This is a genomic window from Candidatus Poribacteria bacterium (assembly GCA_021295715.1).
In the GTDB taxonomy this organism is placed as follows: domain Bacteria; phylum Poribacteria; class WGA-4E; order WGA-4E; family WGA-3G; genus WGA-3G.
Genome location: JAGWBV010000012.1, coordinates 52,854 through 68,493, shown reverse-complemented (window position 1 = coordinate 68,493; position 15,640 = coordinate 52,854). Strand labels below are relative to the sequence as shown.

Below are 15,640 nucleotides of genomic sequence, written 5' to 3'. Positions count from 1 at the left end.
TTTTCTACGATAGTAAAAATGATAACAACTTCTGTTTGAAACCTGCGGCGGAGAGTTGATCCCACTTCTCTAAAAACGTTTCATAATCCGATTCTCGGGTTTCCTTCGTCCGAGCAATGAGTGTAACGACACCCGATGGGACATCAATCTGTCCTCCTTGGTTTCCCGATTGAGATGTATAACCCGCTAAAACCTCTAAAACGACATCAGCATCATGAATATCGCCGAGTATCTCTTGTAAATCAACGATCACGGCAAGAAATTCAGCGTACTGGTTATAAGTAATCAAGTCGCTTCGCCCTCGACTTTCAGTGGACACCTGAAACTGGCCGCTATTCCGCCGACGGCTGACTGCTGATTGCTGACCACCATTTGGGTAAGCCACGCGAAAAAGTTCCATGGTATAGCGGAGGCGTTTAATGGAAATTCGCATATTGTGGAGTTCTTCACACCTCGTCTCATCTCGAATGAACGGCTCCCACGTGTAGACCTCTTCAAGCCTTTGTGGGAGAATGATGCGAGCATTCTCCTGATAACTCCGCAGCGGTGCAACACCGATGACCTTATGTGCCTTTGCCATTTTTTAATTATACCTTGCAGTTCGGTGAAGTCGATTGGCGACCTACAAAGAATTCCAAAAACTCGGTCTCAAAATTGGTTTCTTCCAATTCCTTAAAGAGGGTTAGCATCGGTTCTCGTGCGTCCTTCCGTTTCCGCCGTAGGGATTCGATCAATCCTCGGAGGTCTTGTTGCTCTACTGTAGTCAGATTTGTTAATTCGGTCTCAAAACGAACGATGAGGACATCCAAATCCCGCACGGCTCCCATCGTTTGGGTTATTGCCCTTATCTTTTTGTAATGTTTTCTGAACGGAGACCTCCTTGGAAAGCAGTCAGCGAAATTGTCCATTGCGGCTCGTAAACGACGCGAGGTGACGCGCATATCATGGACAAATTCGATATCAGTTCCCACTTTAGCACCCTCTTTATAGGACATCATTTCATGAAAGTAACTGGCGATTATCTGCCGAGCACAGACTTCCAAGGTTTCATCAGGCGATATTCCTTTAATTTCCGGTTTTGTGGTTTCCATTTGTCGCATTCCAATTAGAAGAGTAAAATTTTCGCCAGCAAAAAATAAGCGAAAATACCGACCACATCAATAGCAGTTGTAACGAACGGTCCTGTCGCAATAGCCGGATCAATGCGAATCCGTTTGAAGAACATCGGAATAAGCGTGCCAACGGTCGCGGTAATGATCATAGTTACATCATCTGCAGGCACTGTGTGCAAGATGCTCGCGACAACCGATGGCTCCGTTTCTTCAACGAATTCGCCGATATCGGCACTGTTGAGATCCCGTAGAACCTCTCCCATCCGTTTTTCCTCAATCAAAACCTTGAAGAGGGTCGCCTTCGCTTCAGCACGGAGGTGCGGAAACCAGCGAGCGATGTCCGCTGAGTGGGTTTTGGCAATAATATTCCGGAGGTTAGGGAAGGCGCGCCGCTGGATCAGTCGAACAACCGTAGAAATAAACAGTTCATCGACATCGTGTGTCGTTATGATTGTTTGGCCCTACATCAGAATCTTTGCGGAGGCACGCCATCACGATGATCGAGATCGCGTGACCTCCGAGCGCGCTGGCGGAGTAGATGATCCGTGAGGACAAGTGCTGCCATCGCTTCGACAATAGCAGGGGCTCGCACTAAAACACAGGGATCGTGTCGTCCGCTTGCTTCTAACGTCACCTCATTCCCGTGCATATCAACGGTCTGTTGCGGTTTACCGATTGTCGCTGTCGGCTTGAAAGCGACTTGGAACAGAATATTTTCGCCATTTGAAATACCGCCCTGTGTGCCGCCGGAATTGTTCGTGCGGGTCCGAATTCGGTCGGTCTCTCCGCCTTTCTCCATATAAAAAGGGTCGTTGTGTTCAGAGCCGGTCATTGCAGTTCCCTCAAAGCCTGAGCCGATCTGGAATCCCATCGTTGCGGGGAGAGACATCATTGCTTTCGCCAAATCCGCTTTGAGTTTGTCAAATACCGGTTCGCCAAGCCCCACAGGAACGTTACGAGCAACCGATTCAATGATACCGCCGAGAGAGTCAAGATCACGCCGCGCCTGATCAATGCGTTCTACCATTTTTGGACCCACAATCGGGTCCGGGCACCGCACAGGACTTGCCTCTATATCTTCAAGCGTCACCCTGTCTGCATCCACTTCGGCTTCCAATGTATGAATCTGCTTGACGTAAGCAAGTGTTTCGGTCCCGGACACTTCGCGCAAGACTTGCTTGGCGATTGCCCCTGCCGCGACGCGTCCAATGGTTTCCCGTGCGCTCGCTCTACCGCCACCTTGCCAGTTTCGAATACCGTATTTCTCTTGATACGTAAAGTCGGCGTGCGAAGGTCTGTAAAGGTCTTTCAGATGTTCGTATGCTGAGGGACGCGCGTCTTTATTCCACACCAGCATCGAGATAGGCGTTCCGAGCGTCTTTCCCTCAAAGACACCGGAAAGTATTTCAACGACATCGCTCTCCTGACGCGGTGTTGTAAGTCGGCTTTGCCCGGGTCTCCGCCGATCCAGTTCAAATTGTATTGTCGATATATCCAGGGCGATTTGCGGTGGACACCCGTCAACGACAACGCCGACAGCCCCGCCGTGCGATTCGCCCCAAGTCGTAATCCGAAAAAGATGACCGAATGTATTCATTTATTTATTCATTGTTGGTTGTCAGTTGTCGGTTAGAGACTATTCTGGGACAATCTACCCAAATTTGGTTTCCCACACGCGGAGAGCCAAATTTGTCTTTGCTCTACACGCTTGGAGTACTCCAGAAAGAGGTACATTGTTACGCAGAAACCTCTTAACTGAAAACTGAAAACCGAGAACTGATAACTTATACTTAGAATTGTATATTTTCAACGTCTTATGGTATACTATATCAAATTCCATCGCAAAAAGCAAGCATTTTTAACTACCCGCATCATCTAACCGCAAGGTAAAATTAAAACATGCTAACAATTTTTCAACGCTACATTGCGCTGCTCCTGATTTTCATCGGTATCGGGTTTTTATGGAACACGCCGTTTGTGTATCCCCTCAAAATCTTTGTCGTCTTTATGCATGAAGTGAGCCACGGTCTTGCGGCGATCGCAACTGGAGGCAGTATTGTAGAGATTCAGATTAATCCGCAGCAGGGAGGGCACGCGCTGACACAAGGCGGCTCGCGGTTTTTGACGTTGACCGCAGGTTATCTTGGTAGTCTGTTATGGGGCGGACTCATCTTACTCTTGGCAGCGAGAACCCGTTTAGATAAAGCGATTAGTATCCTTATCGGCACCGGTATGGTGGCTATCTCCATCGGCTACGGCGAGAGCACATTTACTTACCTGTTCGGCATCGGCTTTGGCATCGCGCTGGTGGCAATCGGTTTCTACCTCCCAGAGGCAGTCAACGATTGGATTCTCCGTATTATCGGCGTGACGAGTTGTCTCTACGCAATTCTTGACATTAAAAGCGATGTTCTGGACAGATCGAATCTCCGTTCGGATGCCCGAATGCTCTCGGAAGTCACAGGCATTCCGACTGAGGTTTGGGGGGTACTGTGGATTCTCATTGCAAGTGGACTCACGCTATGGTTTCTCTACCTCTCTGGCAAAACAGCGGATGCCGAACCGACATCTGCCGAAGAAAAGACCGAGGAAATCTCTAATTTATAGGGACACTGACAATTGAGGCGCACACCGATCCAAGAATTCCGTATCATCAAAATGGACTAAAGTTCTCAGACGATACGCCACTGAAGAAGATAAACCACACACAGAGACCTAACAGAAAAAGTGGAACGCAGATAAGTAGGATAAGAATCAAAAATCCCCATATCCACGACTTCTTGGATTTGGTAACCGTTGCCAGTCGTGCAAGCAACATACCGCCACATATCATAACTATAACAACGAGCGTAAATACTACTATCATCTTTTAATTTATCGGCTCCTTGGTTGCTTGCCGCTTCGTTTCAGGCAGGTTTTTGGGCACATTGATTTTAATTAAGGAACTTGTTCGGCTTTTTAAATATTTTATCCGCACATACCCTCCTAAATTTACACATCATTCGGCTTAACCCTTACTCGAAAAACCCACCTATACGAACCACAAGGAAAGGTAAAATATGAAATCACCAAAGCACGTAGCCCGCAACGTAGTGGAGGGCGGCTGCTCGGAAAAAACGTCAAAGTCCTAATCCACCTTGTCTAACCGCAAGGTAAATTAAAAACATGAAACACCCTTCAAAAAGTCCTATTACGCTACGTGCAACGCTGATCGGTATCCTCCTCATCCCCTTTAATAGTTACTGGGTTCTACATCTGAGTTATATCTGGGATTCCAACCGACCTACGAGTTTGGCATTACTGTTTAATGTTCTATTCACGTTACTCGTCCTGATCGGATTCAGCGCGGTCCTGCGCCGTTTACGCCCCACACTGGCGTTTACGCAGAGCGAATTGTTAACCATCTATGCGATGCTGTGCCAAGCCTCCGTTTTCGCAGGTCGCGATATGCTACAGGTCTTGGTGCCGTTAATGGGTAACGGTTTTTGGTACGCAACGACCGAAAACGAATGGGCACAACTTTTCCATCAACATCTCCCCGAATGGCTTGTCGTCGGAAAACAGGAGGTACTGCAAGGCTTCTACAAAGGCGAATCCACATTCTATCTTCAGACAAACATGCAGGCATGGCTGCTGCCAACACTGATATGGGTGGGCTTCTGCCTCGTCATCGGAATGACAATGCTCTGTCTCAACGTGCTTTTACGCAAGCAGTGGCAGGAACATGAACGGCTCACCTACCCGATCGCGCAACTTCCTTACGAAATCACACGCGCAGCTTCAAATGTAGGAAACTCCCTGCGAACAACGTCTCATCTATTTTTCAATAAACGGATGATGGTTGTCGGCTTAAGCATCGCGGCTGTCCTGAACCTACTCTATAGTTTACACCAAATCGATCCAGTTTTCCCTACAATTCCGTTGTATCGCGGATTCCGACTCCCCGATAAGCCGTGGAGCGCGATGAACAATCCGGGTTTCCGTATCAGTTTTTTTCCGTTTGCGATTGGCGTAGGTTTCCTGATTCCGCTGGATTTAGGGTTCTCCTGCTGGTTCTTTCACCTATTTTGGCACTTCCAACGGATCGTCGGTGAAATGTTCGGCTGGCGCGGAGCCATTGGATTTCCGAGGGAAATGGCGCAAATCCGAGGTGTATGGATAGCCCTCTTCCTCTGGACATTATGGATGGGACGCGCACACGTCAAGGTCGTGTTGCAAACGATTTTCAGTAGGGGCGGGGGAACCCCACCTCTACACGACGAAGGTGAAGCGTTACGCTACAGGACAGCGGGAATCGGGGTGGTTGTCGGATTTATTTTGATTATGGCGTTCTGTCTCAAGGCAGGGATGTCGCTCTGGTTTGCGGGTCTATTTTTCGCGCTCTATTTCGCGATGTCCATAACAATCACCCGGATTCGTGCCGAACTCGGACCGCCCGCGCACGATCTCTACAACGCCGGTCCAGATCTGCTCTTGACAGATGCATTGGGTACACGACGCATCGGGAACCGGAATCTTTCGGTGATGTCGCTCTTTTTCTGGCTGAATCACCTCTCCTATCGCGCGCACCCGATGCCGCACCAATTGGAGGGATTAAAACTCGCACATCAAACCCGTTTCAACCCGACACAACTGCTGTGGGTATTAGCGATCGCCATTTTTGTAGGCGCACTCTCCGCCGCTTGGGGACATCTACACCTCTCCTACGAAGTCGGCTTAGAACAAGCACGCTCGTGGTATGCCCGCGCTGCTTTCAACAGGCTCGCGGGATGGCTCTACAATCCCACCGAAACGAGTATTAGCGGTATGCTCTATACCAGCGGCGGATTCGCTTTCGCCGTCAGCCTTTTGCTCTTGCGATGGCGATTCGTTCAGTGGCCCCTACACCCCGTCGGTTACGTCGTCTCGAGTTGGTGGACCTTTACTGGACTCTGGTTTCCACTCTTAATCAGCTGGATTGTGAAACGGATTTTGCTTTCAACGGGTGGTGTTCGGTTGTATAGGCGTTCTATCCCCTTTTTCATCGGTCTGGTTATTGGAGATGTAATCGTTGCATCCATCATTAGCATTCTGGGACTAATTTTCGACTTTCGCGTCGTCTATCTGAGTTGGTAACATGCGTTGCTAAAAGCGTGCGAAAAATTACTTGACTTCCGAAGTATATTGGTGTTACACTTCTTGGACTGAAAGGGTGAATCTTTAACACACTTCAAAATCATATCGTCCGTAGGAGCATTTTCTATGAAACGGCACCATGTTGTCGGTATCATCGCGGGAATATGTGGGATAGGTTTGACAGTGGACCGTGTTCTTTCGGGAACTATCACCGGCTGGGCAAATATCATCGACGCAGTCGTAACTTTTATCCTGTTATCTGTTGTAGCCCTTTCAACCTTCTTTAAAGACAGATTACCATCTCAACTGTCCCAACGACGAATACCGACATCTTGGGGATTGGTTGTTATAGTTGGCATTTTATTGTTTTGCTCTGTTGCTCTCGACTATTTTCGCTAAAATGGACACAATGGATTTATCACTCAACGTGAATATCGGCGGGATTCAGATGCGAAATCCTGTCATGACTGCATCTGGCACCTTCGGCTACGGCAGTGAATACGTCGATTTCGTGGATCTGAACCAACTCGGTGCAGTGGTTGTTAAAGGCGTTACGAGTGTGCCGTGGCCCGGCAATCCGATGCAACGCATCATGGAAACCCCGTCCGGCATGCTGAATGCAATCGGACTCCAAAACGTCGGTGTAGATGGCTTCATTTCGGAGAAACTCCCCTATCTGCGCGATTTTGACGTGCCGGTGATTGTCAACGTCTGCGGGAAAACAGTCGAGGAATACCTCATCGTAACCGAAAAACTAAACAGCGCAGATGGTGTTGCGGGTATAGAACTCAATATTTCCTGTCCGAACTTAGACTGTGGTGGTATGAGTTTCGGTGTTGATGCGACATTGGCACACCAACTCGTCAAAGAGGTTCGGGCGAAAACCGACCTATCCATATTGGTCAAACTCTCCCCAAACGTTACAGATATTACAGTGATTGCCCGTGCTGTTGAAGATGCCGGTGCAAACGCACTCTCTGCCATCAACACACTCCTCGGCATGGCGATTAACGCAGAAACGCGGCGACCAGAACTCGCAAACGTGACAGGTGGACTTTCAGGTCCCGCGATAAAGCCGGTTGCTTTACGATTGGTTTGGGAGGTCTATAAAAGCGTCTCGATCCCCATCGTTGGAATGGGCGGTATTATGACTGCCACGGACGCTGTCGAATTCTTCATCGCTGGGTCATCCGCTGTAGCAGTTGGGACAGCAAATTTCGTCAATCCACAAGCATCAATGGAAGTGGTGAAAGGTATCCACACCTATCTCAAGCAGGCAAATATGAAGTCGGTTAAAGAACTGGTTGGGAGTCTAAAAGTCAGTCTTAACTTACCATAAAAACGTTGATATTTCCTGACACTCTGGTGTAAAATAATAATATGGCACAGTATTACAACAATGCATCGAAATATATCATGCTGGAACACTCACAAGAATTCGCAGAATTCATAATCGGACATTCAAATCTCAAAGTTCTAGAGAAACTCGAAACTGAAGAACCGACACTCAAAACGCATCAAAATGATAGTACTTTGAAGGTGCAGCTCCCAAACGAAACAGTAATACTCCACACCGAAGTACAAACAGGCGATAGCCAAAAACCGATGTGGAGCCGCATTGCAGGCTATAACGGTTTTCTTATTCATCTACATCAGATACCTGTCTATTCTAACGTCATCTATCTGCGCCCTAATGCAGGTAGAAATGATAAAGGTTATTATGCTTATAAGGGACCCGGTTACGAGTACATACTACGCTATAAAGTGATAAGACTGATTGAGATAGACGGACAATCGGTTTTGGAAATGCAGGCACCGGGATTATTGCCTTTAACACCGCTGATGAAACCACCAGAAAGAATAGAACCAAACCGCTGGCTGGAAAAATGTATTGACGTGACAGCGTCGGTACGCGCGGATCAATACACCCGGGATATTTTACTCGCAGCACTCGGCATTTTTGGTGGATTGATTTATGAACCACAATTGATTAAACACCTTTTACCGGAGGGCATCATGCAAGAATCCCCTTTTTTTCAACTTTACATTCAAGAGGCAAAACAAGAAGCTCTTGAACAAGGAATTGAACAAGGAATTGAACAAGGAATTGAACAAGGAATTGAACAAGGAATTGAACAAGGAATTGAACAAGGCGAGAGAAAAGGCACTATCGAAAGCATCATCGCATTGTTAACAATGCAATTCAACACTGATGCTGTTGAAACCTTAAAGCCTGCCCTTGAATCTATAGACGATTTGCAAGACCTCAGGCAATTGCTACTCACAATTCCTCAATCCGATAGCCTTGAAGCGTTCATGCAATCCCTACGCAGATAGAAACTCGTCAGCAAATTCAGAGGGGACGTTTACAAAACGCCTCCAGAGGAGAAGAATGCGGCATCTGGTAACACTCGACGATTTGTCGAATTTTGAGATTGAGCAGATCTTTCGACTCGCGGCAGGCATGCAGTCGCACTTGGAAACATGGGCAGGGATCTGTCGCAGTAAATTGCTGGCAACCCTCTTTTATGAACCGAGCACGCGGACACGACTTTCGTTTGAAAGTGCGATGGAACGGCTCAACGGCGGTACACTCGGCTTCGCCGATCCGCAAGCAACTTCCGCCACTAAAGGGGAAACCCTCGCTGACACCGCACGGATGGTGACAAACTACGCCGATCTCATTGTCGTTCGGCACAACTGGGCAGGTGCGGCGCGTGTCATTGCACAGCACGCGCATATCCCAGTTATCAACGGCGGCGATGGAAGTCACACGCATCCGACCCAGGCACTTGCAGACCTTTATACGATTATACAGCGAAAATCCAAGATAGAAGGGTTAACTGTCGGCATCTGTGGCGATCTCCAGTTTGGACGGGCGGCACATTCCTTTGCTCTTGCAGTCGCCCGATTTGGCGGGAACCTGATTCACATCGCGCCGAAACCGCTACAAATGCCACCTTGGGTGCTCGCACAACTCGAACAGTGCCATGGACAGATACCTCTCGAGGTAGAAAGTATTACAGAAGTGATTGACAGGTTGGATGTCATTTACGTCAACCGACTCCAAGAGGAACGGCTTCCGCCGAATATGGACGCGGCAACCGTGCGTGGAAGTTATCTGTTGAACGCAACAGTCATGGAAAACGCCAAACCCGATGCGATGATTATGCATCCACTCCCGCGTGTCAATGAACTCGCCTATGAATTAGATGACGACCCCCGCGCTGCCTATTTTGAGCAATCCGCGAACGCAGTACCGGTTCGGATGGCACTGATCGCGAGCCTTGTTGGACTCGAGCAACTTATCTTGACACAACCCCCAGAGCGAGACATTGCCGTTTCTACACGGACGTGTGAAAACACAAACTGCGTCACGAATTACGAGACCTACCTAACGCCTGAACGTGAAACGTTTAAGGGGGATGTCAAACTGGACGCTTGCGCCTACTGCGGAAACCTGCTTCCATAAGGCACCCACACGCAATTTACACGTTTTTTCCTGTTCTGACCACTTCATCGGGGCGGACCTGGTAACTCCAAAATCAGATCTTCGCGGCGTTCCCCGACTTTGAGTACAAATATCTCCGACGTTGCGCAAAGCCCATTATATTCAACTGACACTCTGTAGCTGGTTGCCCTGTTCCTATCTACATACTCCACAAAGTATCCTTACGCATCGGTCTGCCCCGTCCCTTGGACATCCCCAACATTATTTCCATGTAAACCTTGTGCTCTTATGTTGATGTCAACCGTTTTGTTTGCTAAGGGGGTGCCGTCTGCAAAAACGATTTTCGCGCGAATCCGCATCCCAGTTTCATCAACAACACGCCCCGAAAAACCCGACGTGTCTCCTTCTATCACGGTTTCGGATAACGCGACAGAGGAGGCATCTTCAGTTTCACCACAAGCCAGTAGGGTGCAAATCAGGAGGGGAATTACCACAATTCCATACAAAAGGTTTTGGCGATGCATAAGTTGCCTCCATCTCATGTAAGCAAAATGTTCCACACATCCCACCCAAGTTAGAGCAAACACTGAAAAATCTATGCCCCACATCAACACATCATAGGTTTTGTGGTAAGGATCGACTAACTTAATTGGAAAAATTGTAAGGGAGAAGTGAACATTGAACGAAACCGCCGCAGATGCCAACCAACGCCAGTTTGAAAATAAATCTGTAGGTGTTTTTGCTTGGGTGTTTCCCCTAGGTAGAGCGGTAAACACGCCAAAAAAATCGCAGAATGTGGAGAGATGTGTCGTTTTTCAAGACACTTTCTGTGTCAATAACGGTAGCGAAACCCAACTTGACACTTTTATCAAACTCACGTAACTATTATTTTCTTCAGCAGGGGAACTGTGGGACATATCCGCTTTTCAAGGATCGCCATCTTCGTCACACGTCAGATAATACCATCTACTCATCCGTAGACTTTGGTGTAGGAGACATTGTAGAAACCAAGCCGTCTTTTTCGATGACTGCCCATCGTGCCATGCGCCAGAGCGGACTTTCGGGACCGGCGGATTGCCACCCGCCTTGTCTAAAAGTAACCACGACATAGTCCTTTTCGGTGTCTGGAAGTCTATCAGGAAAGATTGGTTGGGTTGCCCAGTTGGTATAGGTGACGGGTTCACCGCTATCCCACCGCCATTCCCCCTCTTTTTCCACATCGGTGAGTCCGATCCAAAAGGGTTTGTGCGTAAAGATTACCTCAAGCCAATGCTGTTCAGCTTCGTCATTGATAGAGACGAGGTGCGCGCCTTCCTCAACCGCCTTGCGTTGGGCATCCTGCCAGTCTTCACAACGAACCTTTTTGTAGGCGTGTCCATTCGTGGGATTAATGATCCACACGCTTTTTGCTATTGGCGGTGCAGGTGGCTGGCGAAACTCAATGTTACCGGGGGCTGGAATGTTATCAGTAGAGGGTTCAACAGGAGCCGGCTTACCTTCGAGCGTTAAGATAATCTCCTCAGGCTGCACGCCATCTTTGAGAAGGAAGGGACCCGCGCCTGCAGAAAGGTCGTTATATTCTACAGATAGTGTATAAAACCCCGGCTCATTCGTATATTCCGTAAAGTAACCACCGGCATCCGTAAAAAAGTTGGTACCATAGCTGCTACTATGATTTGGACGAAATTCATGACGCTGTTCCATAGAGAGATCCGCTTCGAGGTGTGCCATCGGCGTAAACAACGCGTCCACGAATCCGAAGTCGTGACTTAACGGTAACTTTGACATCTTCAATAATCACACCGGGTTCGAGTGCAAAGGTGAGTCCTTCAGAAAATCGGTGCTCTCCTATATTGAAGAAGGTGACCGTTCCGACTTGAATAGAGAGAATCTTCTTATCTGGATGAAGTCCGCCACGGCTCATCAATTCTGGCGGAATTTCGCCTCTCCGGGTCAAACATTTCAAACGCATCCAGCAAGGGAGCTGGAATTGCGATTAATTGAACAAGCCCGGGCTGGATATCGTTGACAGTGAAAGCACCCGCCGAATCCGTTTCTCCCTTGGGTAAATCGACTGGGTTCCCTCGATCAGGTTCCAGAAAACCGTCGTGTAGTTGGACGGGTCGAATGCCAAATGTGAAGCCAGCGATAGCGTTACCCTCTAAATCGACGACTTTCCCAGAAATTCCACTAAGCTCTTCTGCCACTACTTCAACGCCTACCACGACAAGCAAAAGTATCAATGCAAGCGACACTAACTTTGGGATAGTATATGTCCGGTTCATGTTAATACCTCCTCGCGTCTTGACGTGCTTTAACGCTTCTCAATATCATCGTCTAACTCAGGTGCTCCAACAGTGAAACGCTCTTTCTCCAGAATCGCTCGTTCAGTGAGACGTGCGAGCGGATCGCCTTGACGTGTCTCTTGCCACTTTCCTGTCAATCCGATGAGAACAGTGTAATTTTGGTTTGCGTCACCGGCTTGACCTGTCTCTACACTACTCGGAATCTTCTCTGATGAACTCCAGTCGGTATACGTGACAGGTTCGTCGTTATCCCAGTGTGGGTTCTCCGCTTTTGAAGCGTCGGTCAGTCCAATCCAAAAGTTTTCTCGTCCAAAGACTTCAAGGAGCCATTCCTGTTCCGCTGCATCGTTGATAGCAACGAGATGCGCCCCTTGCTCAACAGCGCGGGTGCGCGCCTCCTCATAGCTTTCGCAATAAATCCTTTTGTAGGCATGCCGATTTTTAGGATTGATCGCCCACATACCTTGACGATCGCGGTTCCACGCGGCTTCAAAGCGTTCTCTGTTGGGGGCGCGAGCGACCGCTCGGTCAGGCTTCAGAGGCGATTTATCGTCGAGCGTCAAGACGAGTTTATCATGACGTTCCCCGTCTTCAAGCAATATTTCTTCCGATGTTGCGGACTGTCCCTGATAGCCCACGGAGATAGTATAGTAGGCAGGCCTTTCCATGTATTCCACAAAGTAGCCATCTGCATCGAGGTCCCTCGTGCCGCCACGATCACCACCACCACCACCTTCTATACGTCGGCGTTCTATCCTGATACTGACGCGCGCATTACGAAGCGGGGTGCCGTCTGCAGAAAGAACCCGCCCACGAATCCGCATTCTCGGACGAAGGGTTATCTCCACACCTTTGACATCCGCTCCCGGCGTAATAGCAAACGTGAGACCACCATAACGACCCCGATTCTCATCAATATAGAAAGATATACCCTCAATTTTGGCAGCGTGAATTTCATACGCCGCAGCACGGAAGGGAAGTAACACCAATTGAACCGAAGGTGAAGTAATATCGCTAATTAGGAACTCGCCAACATAATTCGTCTCAGCCTGTTGAGAGGGAAGAAACACAGGTTCATCTTGGTCCTGAGGTGTGGTCACTCTGAATCCGGGCAAGGCTAACTCAACACCAGCAACAGGCTTTCCAGACTCATCAACAACGCGACCGGAAAATATCGTAGCGGCACTCTGGAGAGACAATGAGAACAGAAGTGTGATATTGGTGATAAAAATCAGGGCAAGGACATAAGAACGGCTCATTGTGCAGGTCTCCTTTTGTGAATTTCAAGGGGTTTGCTCAAAAAGGTAATTGTGCAGGAACACACGAAAAATGAACTCAACCGTGCAACACTGAACGAAATCATTGAGAAAATAATAACACGTCTGGAGATTTGTGTCAATGTCGCTATTTTGCAACTGTTGACAAAATTCACAGAAAATGGTAAGGTAACATCAAAATCCACAAAGCAATCCGTTTCAAGTGGGAATTGCCGCTTGCAAGCACCTATTAACTTTCAAGGTGTCCGTAAAGAGGTTTTTGTTAGACTTAAGCGCGTAGCCCGTAAGCGTAGCGGAGGGTGTTTTTGATAGGGTGTTTCTGCGGATTTCCCCAGGTATACCGGAAGGTTGATTAACCGGCAGCATAAAGTCCTAACGCCCCTGACCGAACCGCAAGGAACAATTAAAACATGAAGATAACAAAATTGGAAACTTTTCTGGTGCAACCGCGCTGGCTCTTTCTTAAAATCCATACGGATGAGGGTTTAGTCGGACTCGGCGAGCCTATTCTGGAAGGACGTGCGAAAACGTGTGCGCAAGCCGTCGACGAACTTGCCCCCTACCTCATCGGTCAAGATCCGAGACGCGTTGTCCACCATTGGCAAGCGATGTATCGCCACGCGTTCTATCGCGGCGGTCCCATTCTGACAAGCGCCTTGAGCGGTGTAGAGCAAGCACTCTGGGATCTCGCAGGGAAATCGCTTGGTGTTCCTGTCTATCAACTCTTCGGTGGACCGACGCGAGACCGCATCAGGCTCTATAAAGGCGGTGGGGACCCAGACGGAATCAAAGAGTGGATTGACAAAGGGTTCACCGCATTCAAAACAGGTCCTGCAGGCGGCAGACCCGCACGCATCATCGAAAACAAAGCCTTTATCGACAGAGCCGTGGATCACTTCGCAGCGTTGCGCGAAGCCGCAGGCACAGAAGTTGACCTCGCAATTGACTTTCACGGGGCAGTCAGCCCGCAAACCGCAAAAGTTCTGATTAAAGCGTTAGAACCCTACCAACCGATGTTCATTGAAGAACCAATTCAGTGCCAAAATGTGGACACCCTCGCCGAAATCGCGCGGAGCACCCACATTCCGATTGCGACAGGTGAGCGTGTGTTCACAAAATGGGGTTTCCGTGAAATCTTAGAGAAACAAGCAGCATCTATTCTTCAACCTGATCTCTGTCATGCTGGGGGGATCAACGAGGTGCGCATCATCGCTGGGATGGCAGAAGCCTATTACGGTGGTATTGCCCCGCACAATCCGCTCGGTCCCATCTCTTTAGCAGCGTGTATTCAATTAGATGCGTCAATTCCGAACTTTTTGATGCAGGAGCATACAACACTCGGTGAAGGCTACCTTAAGAACCCCTTTGTCTTCAAAGATGGGTTCGTTGAATTGCCCACCGGTCCCGGACTCGGTATCGAACTCGATGAAGACGCACTCGAAGATAAGATTGACCATGATTGGCAGAATCCCGTGACGTACCACCCCGACGATGGTTCTGTTGTCGATTGGTAACGTAATAGGCACGTTTCGCTGTGCCACAAAACCGATGGAAAAAATATGAAATTTATTATGTTCACGAAACATCTGGAAGGCTTAGAAATTCCAGATATTATTATCGCGTTACAATCGGTCGGCGTCAGCGGTGCCGACCTGTGCGTTCGTCCGGGCTATCCAGTGAACCCAGAAAACGCGACGGAGGCATTACCCGCCGCCGCAAAGCAGTTCGCCGCTGCTGGCTTGTCTATCCCACTCGTCACAACACCGGGTGATTTTCTTGATCCGGAACAGGAAGAGACGCGTCGTGTCTACGCCGCTGCAGGTGAAGCGGGTGTTGAAAACATCAAACTCGGATACTGGCACTGGCACGCAGAAGATGGTGGCTACTGGGCACAAGTCGATTCCATCCGCAAGCAATTGGACGGGTTTGCGAAACTCTCCGCGCAATATGGACCTCGGACATGCATCCATAATCATTCCGGAACCTCTATGGGACTGAACTCGTGTGCCGTGATGAACCTCGTAAAAGGTTTTGACGCGCAGCACGTCGGCGTTTTTTCCGATACAGGGCATCTGTCCATCGTCGGTGAACCGATCGACATGGCACTGGATATTGTCAAATCGCATCTCGCAGTTATCGCCTTTAAGGACCTCGCGCGTTCGCCGGGCATGCGAGGCGGCAGCGTCGTCCGAATGGGACACGGCTTCGTTAATTGGGAAACAGCAGTGAATACATTACAAACAATCGGCTTTTCAGGTCCTGTGAGTTTTCATAGCGAATACAGCGGAGAACCTGTGGACACTGTCATCGACCTTGCGCGTATAGATGTCCGTTTCATTAGAAGTTTGTTGGAGAAATAAGGGGGTTTTGAAGAGCAAG

General features: G+C 48.8%; 18 protein-coding genes. 8 read left to right on the top strand and 10 right to left on the bottom strand.

All coding sequences use genetic code 11. The features are described from left to right. Positions 1-4 precede the first annotated feature (4 nt). The 4 genes from J4G07_05485 to aroC form a co-directional block, all read right to left on the bottom strand. Complete coding sequence (locus J4G07_05485) at positions 5-580, bottom strand: CHAD domain-containing protein (GenBank protein ID MCE2413436.1); 576 nt, start codon at positions 578-580, stop codon at positions 5-7. Between the two features lie 7 nt (positions 581-587). Continuing rightward, complete coding sequence (locus tag J4G07_05480; GenBank protein MCE2413435.1) at positions 588-1,091, bottom strand: CHAD domain-containing protein; 504 nt, start codon at positions 1,089-1,091, stop codon at positions 588-590. A gap of 14 nt (positions 1,092-1,105) precedes the next feature. Continuing rightward, positions 1,106-1,375 (bottom strand): magnesium transporter, encoded by a 270-nt coding sequence (locus J4G07_05475; GenBank protein ID MCE2413434.1) that lies wholly within the window; start codon positions 1,373-1,375, stop codon positions 1,106-1,108. A 203-nt stretch (positions 1,376-1,578) separates the two neighbouring features. Further along, complete coding sequence (gene aroC, locus J4G07_05470; GenBank protein ID MCE2413433.1) at positions 1,579-2,709, bottom strand: chorismate synthase; 1,131 nt, start codon at positions 2,707-2,709, stop codon at positions 1,579-1,581. Positions 2,710-3,011: 302 nt separating this feature from the next. On the opposite strand from aroC, the gene J4G07_05465 reads away from it, so the two are divergent. Beyond that, positions 3,012-3,719, top strand: a complete 708-nt coding sequence (locus J4G07_05465; GenBank protein MCE2413432.1) for a M50 family metallopeptidase — start codon at positions 3,012-3,014, stop codon at positions 3,717-3,719. Between the two features lie 46 nt (positions 3,720-3,765). Here the strand turns inward: J4G07_05465 and J4G07_05460 are convergent, their stop codons facing one another. Further along, complete coding sequence (locus tag J4G07_05460) at positions 3,766-3,978, bottom strand: hypothetical protein (protein ID MCE2413431.1); 213 nt, start codon at positions 3,976-3,978, stop codon at positions 3,766-3,768. Between the two features lie 299 nt (positions 3,979-4,277). Between J4G07_05460 and J4G07_05455 the strand changes: the two genes are divergently transcribed. The 5 genes from J4G07_05455 to pyrB all read left to right on the top strand — a co-directional run bounded on the left by J4G07_05455 (position 4,278) and on the right by pyrB (position 9,699). Next, on the top strand, positions 4,278-6,227 hold the full coding sequence (locus tag J4G07_05455) for a hypothetical protein (GenBank protein ID MCE2413430.1): 1,950 nt from the start codon (positions 4,278-4,280) through the stop codon (positions 6,225-6,227). Positions 6,228-6,353: 126 nt separating this feature from the next. Next, positions 6,354-6,626, top strand: coding sequence for a hypothetical protein (locus tag J4G07_05450; protein MCE2413429.1), 273 nt, complete (start codon positions 6,354-6,356; stop codon positions 6,624-6,626). 10 nt (positions 6,627-6,636) lie between these two features. After that, positions 6,637-7,566 carry a dihydroorotate dehydrogenase gene (locus J4G07_05445; protein ID MCE2413428.1) on the top strand — a complete coding sequence of 310 codons (930 nt, stop codon included), beginning with the start codon at positions 6,637-6,639 and terminating at the stop codon, positions 7,564-7,566. 41 nt (positions 7,567-7,607) lie between these two features. After that, positions 7,608-8,564 carry a hypothetical protein gene (locus tag J4G07_05440; GenBank protein ID MCE2413427.1) on the top strand — a complete coding sequence of 319 codons (957 nt, stop codon included), beginning with the start codon at positions 7,608-7,610 and terminating at the stop codon, positions 8,562-8,564. Between the two features lie 55 nt (positions 8,565-8,619). Next, positions 8,620-9,699, top strand: coding sequence for an aspartate carbamoyltransferase (gene pyrB, locus J4G07_05435; GenBank protein MCE2413426.1), 1,080 nt, complete (start codon positions 8,620-8,622; stop codon positions 9,697-9,699). Between the two features lie 200 nt (positions 9,700-9,899). Here pyrB and J4G07_05430 read toward each other — a convergent pair whose 3' ends face one another. The 5 genes from J4G07_05430 to J4G07_05410 form a co-directional block, all read right to left on the bottom strand. Beyond that, positions 9,900-10,202: a hypothetical protein gene (locus tag J4G07_05430; GenBank protein ID MCE2413425.1), complete on the bottom strand. Its 303-nt coding sequence runs from the start codon at positions 10,200-10,202 to the stop codon at positions 9,900-9,902. Between the two features lie 442 nt (positions 10,203-10,644). Further along, on the bottom strand, positions 10,645-11,409 hold the full coding sequence (locus J4G07_05425) for a hypothetical protein (GenBank protein MCE2413424.1): 765 nt from the start codon (positions 11,407-11,409) through the stop codon (positions 10,645-10,647). After that, positions 11,366-11,602, bottom strand: a complete 237-nt coding sequence (locus tag J4G07_05420) for a hypothetical protein (GenBank protein ID MCE2413423.1) — start codon at positions 11,600-11,602, stop codon at positions 11,366-11,368. The genes J4G07_05425 and J4G07_05420 overlap by 44 nt, the downstream gene beginning before the upstream one ends. Beyond that, entirely contained in the window at positions 11,574-11,963 is a 390-nt protein-coding gene (locus tag J4G07_05415; GenBank protein MCE2413422.1) for a hypothetical protein, read from the bottom strand. The genes J4G07_05420 and J4G07_05415 overlap by 29 nt, the downstream gene beginning before the upstream one ends. A 29-nt stretch (positions 11,964-11,992) precedes the next feature. Beyond that, positions 11,993-13,243 carry a hypothetical protein gene (locus J4G07_05410; GenBank protein ID MCE2413421.1) on the bottom strand — a complete coding sequence of 417 codons (1,251 nt, stop codon included), beginning with the start codon at positions 13,241-13,243 and terminating at the stop codon, positions 11,993-11,995. A gap of 428 nt (positions 13,244-13,671) precedes the next feature. Here J4G07_05410 and dgoD point away from each other — a divergent pair, with 428 nt between their 5' ends. Both dgoD and J4G07_05400 read left to right on the top strand, forming a co-directional pair. Beyond that, on the top strand, positions 13,672-14,775 hold the full coding sequence (dgoD, locus tag J4G07_05405; protein ID MCE2413420.1) for a galactonate dehydratase: 1,104 nt from the start codon (positions 13,672-13,674) through the stop codon (positions 14,773-14,775). A 45-nt stretch (positions 14,776-14,820) separates the two neighbouring features. Further along, positions 14,821-15,621: a sugar phosphate isomerase/epimerase gene (locus J4G07_05400; protein ID MCE2413419.1), complete on the top strand. Its 801-nt coding sequence runs from the start codon at positions 14,821-14,823 to the stop codon at positions 15,619-15,621. Positions 15,622-15,640 lie beyond the last annotated feature (19 nt).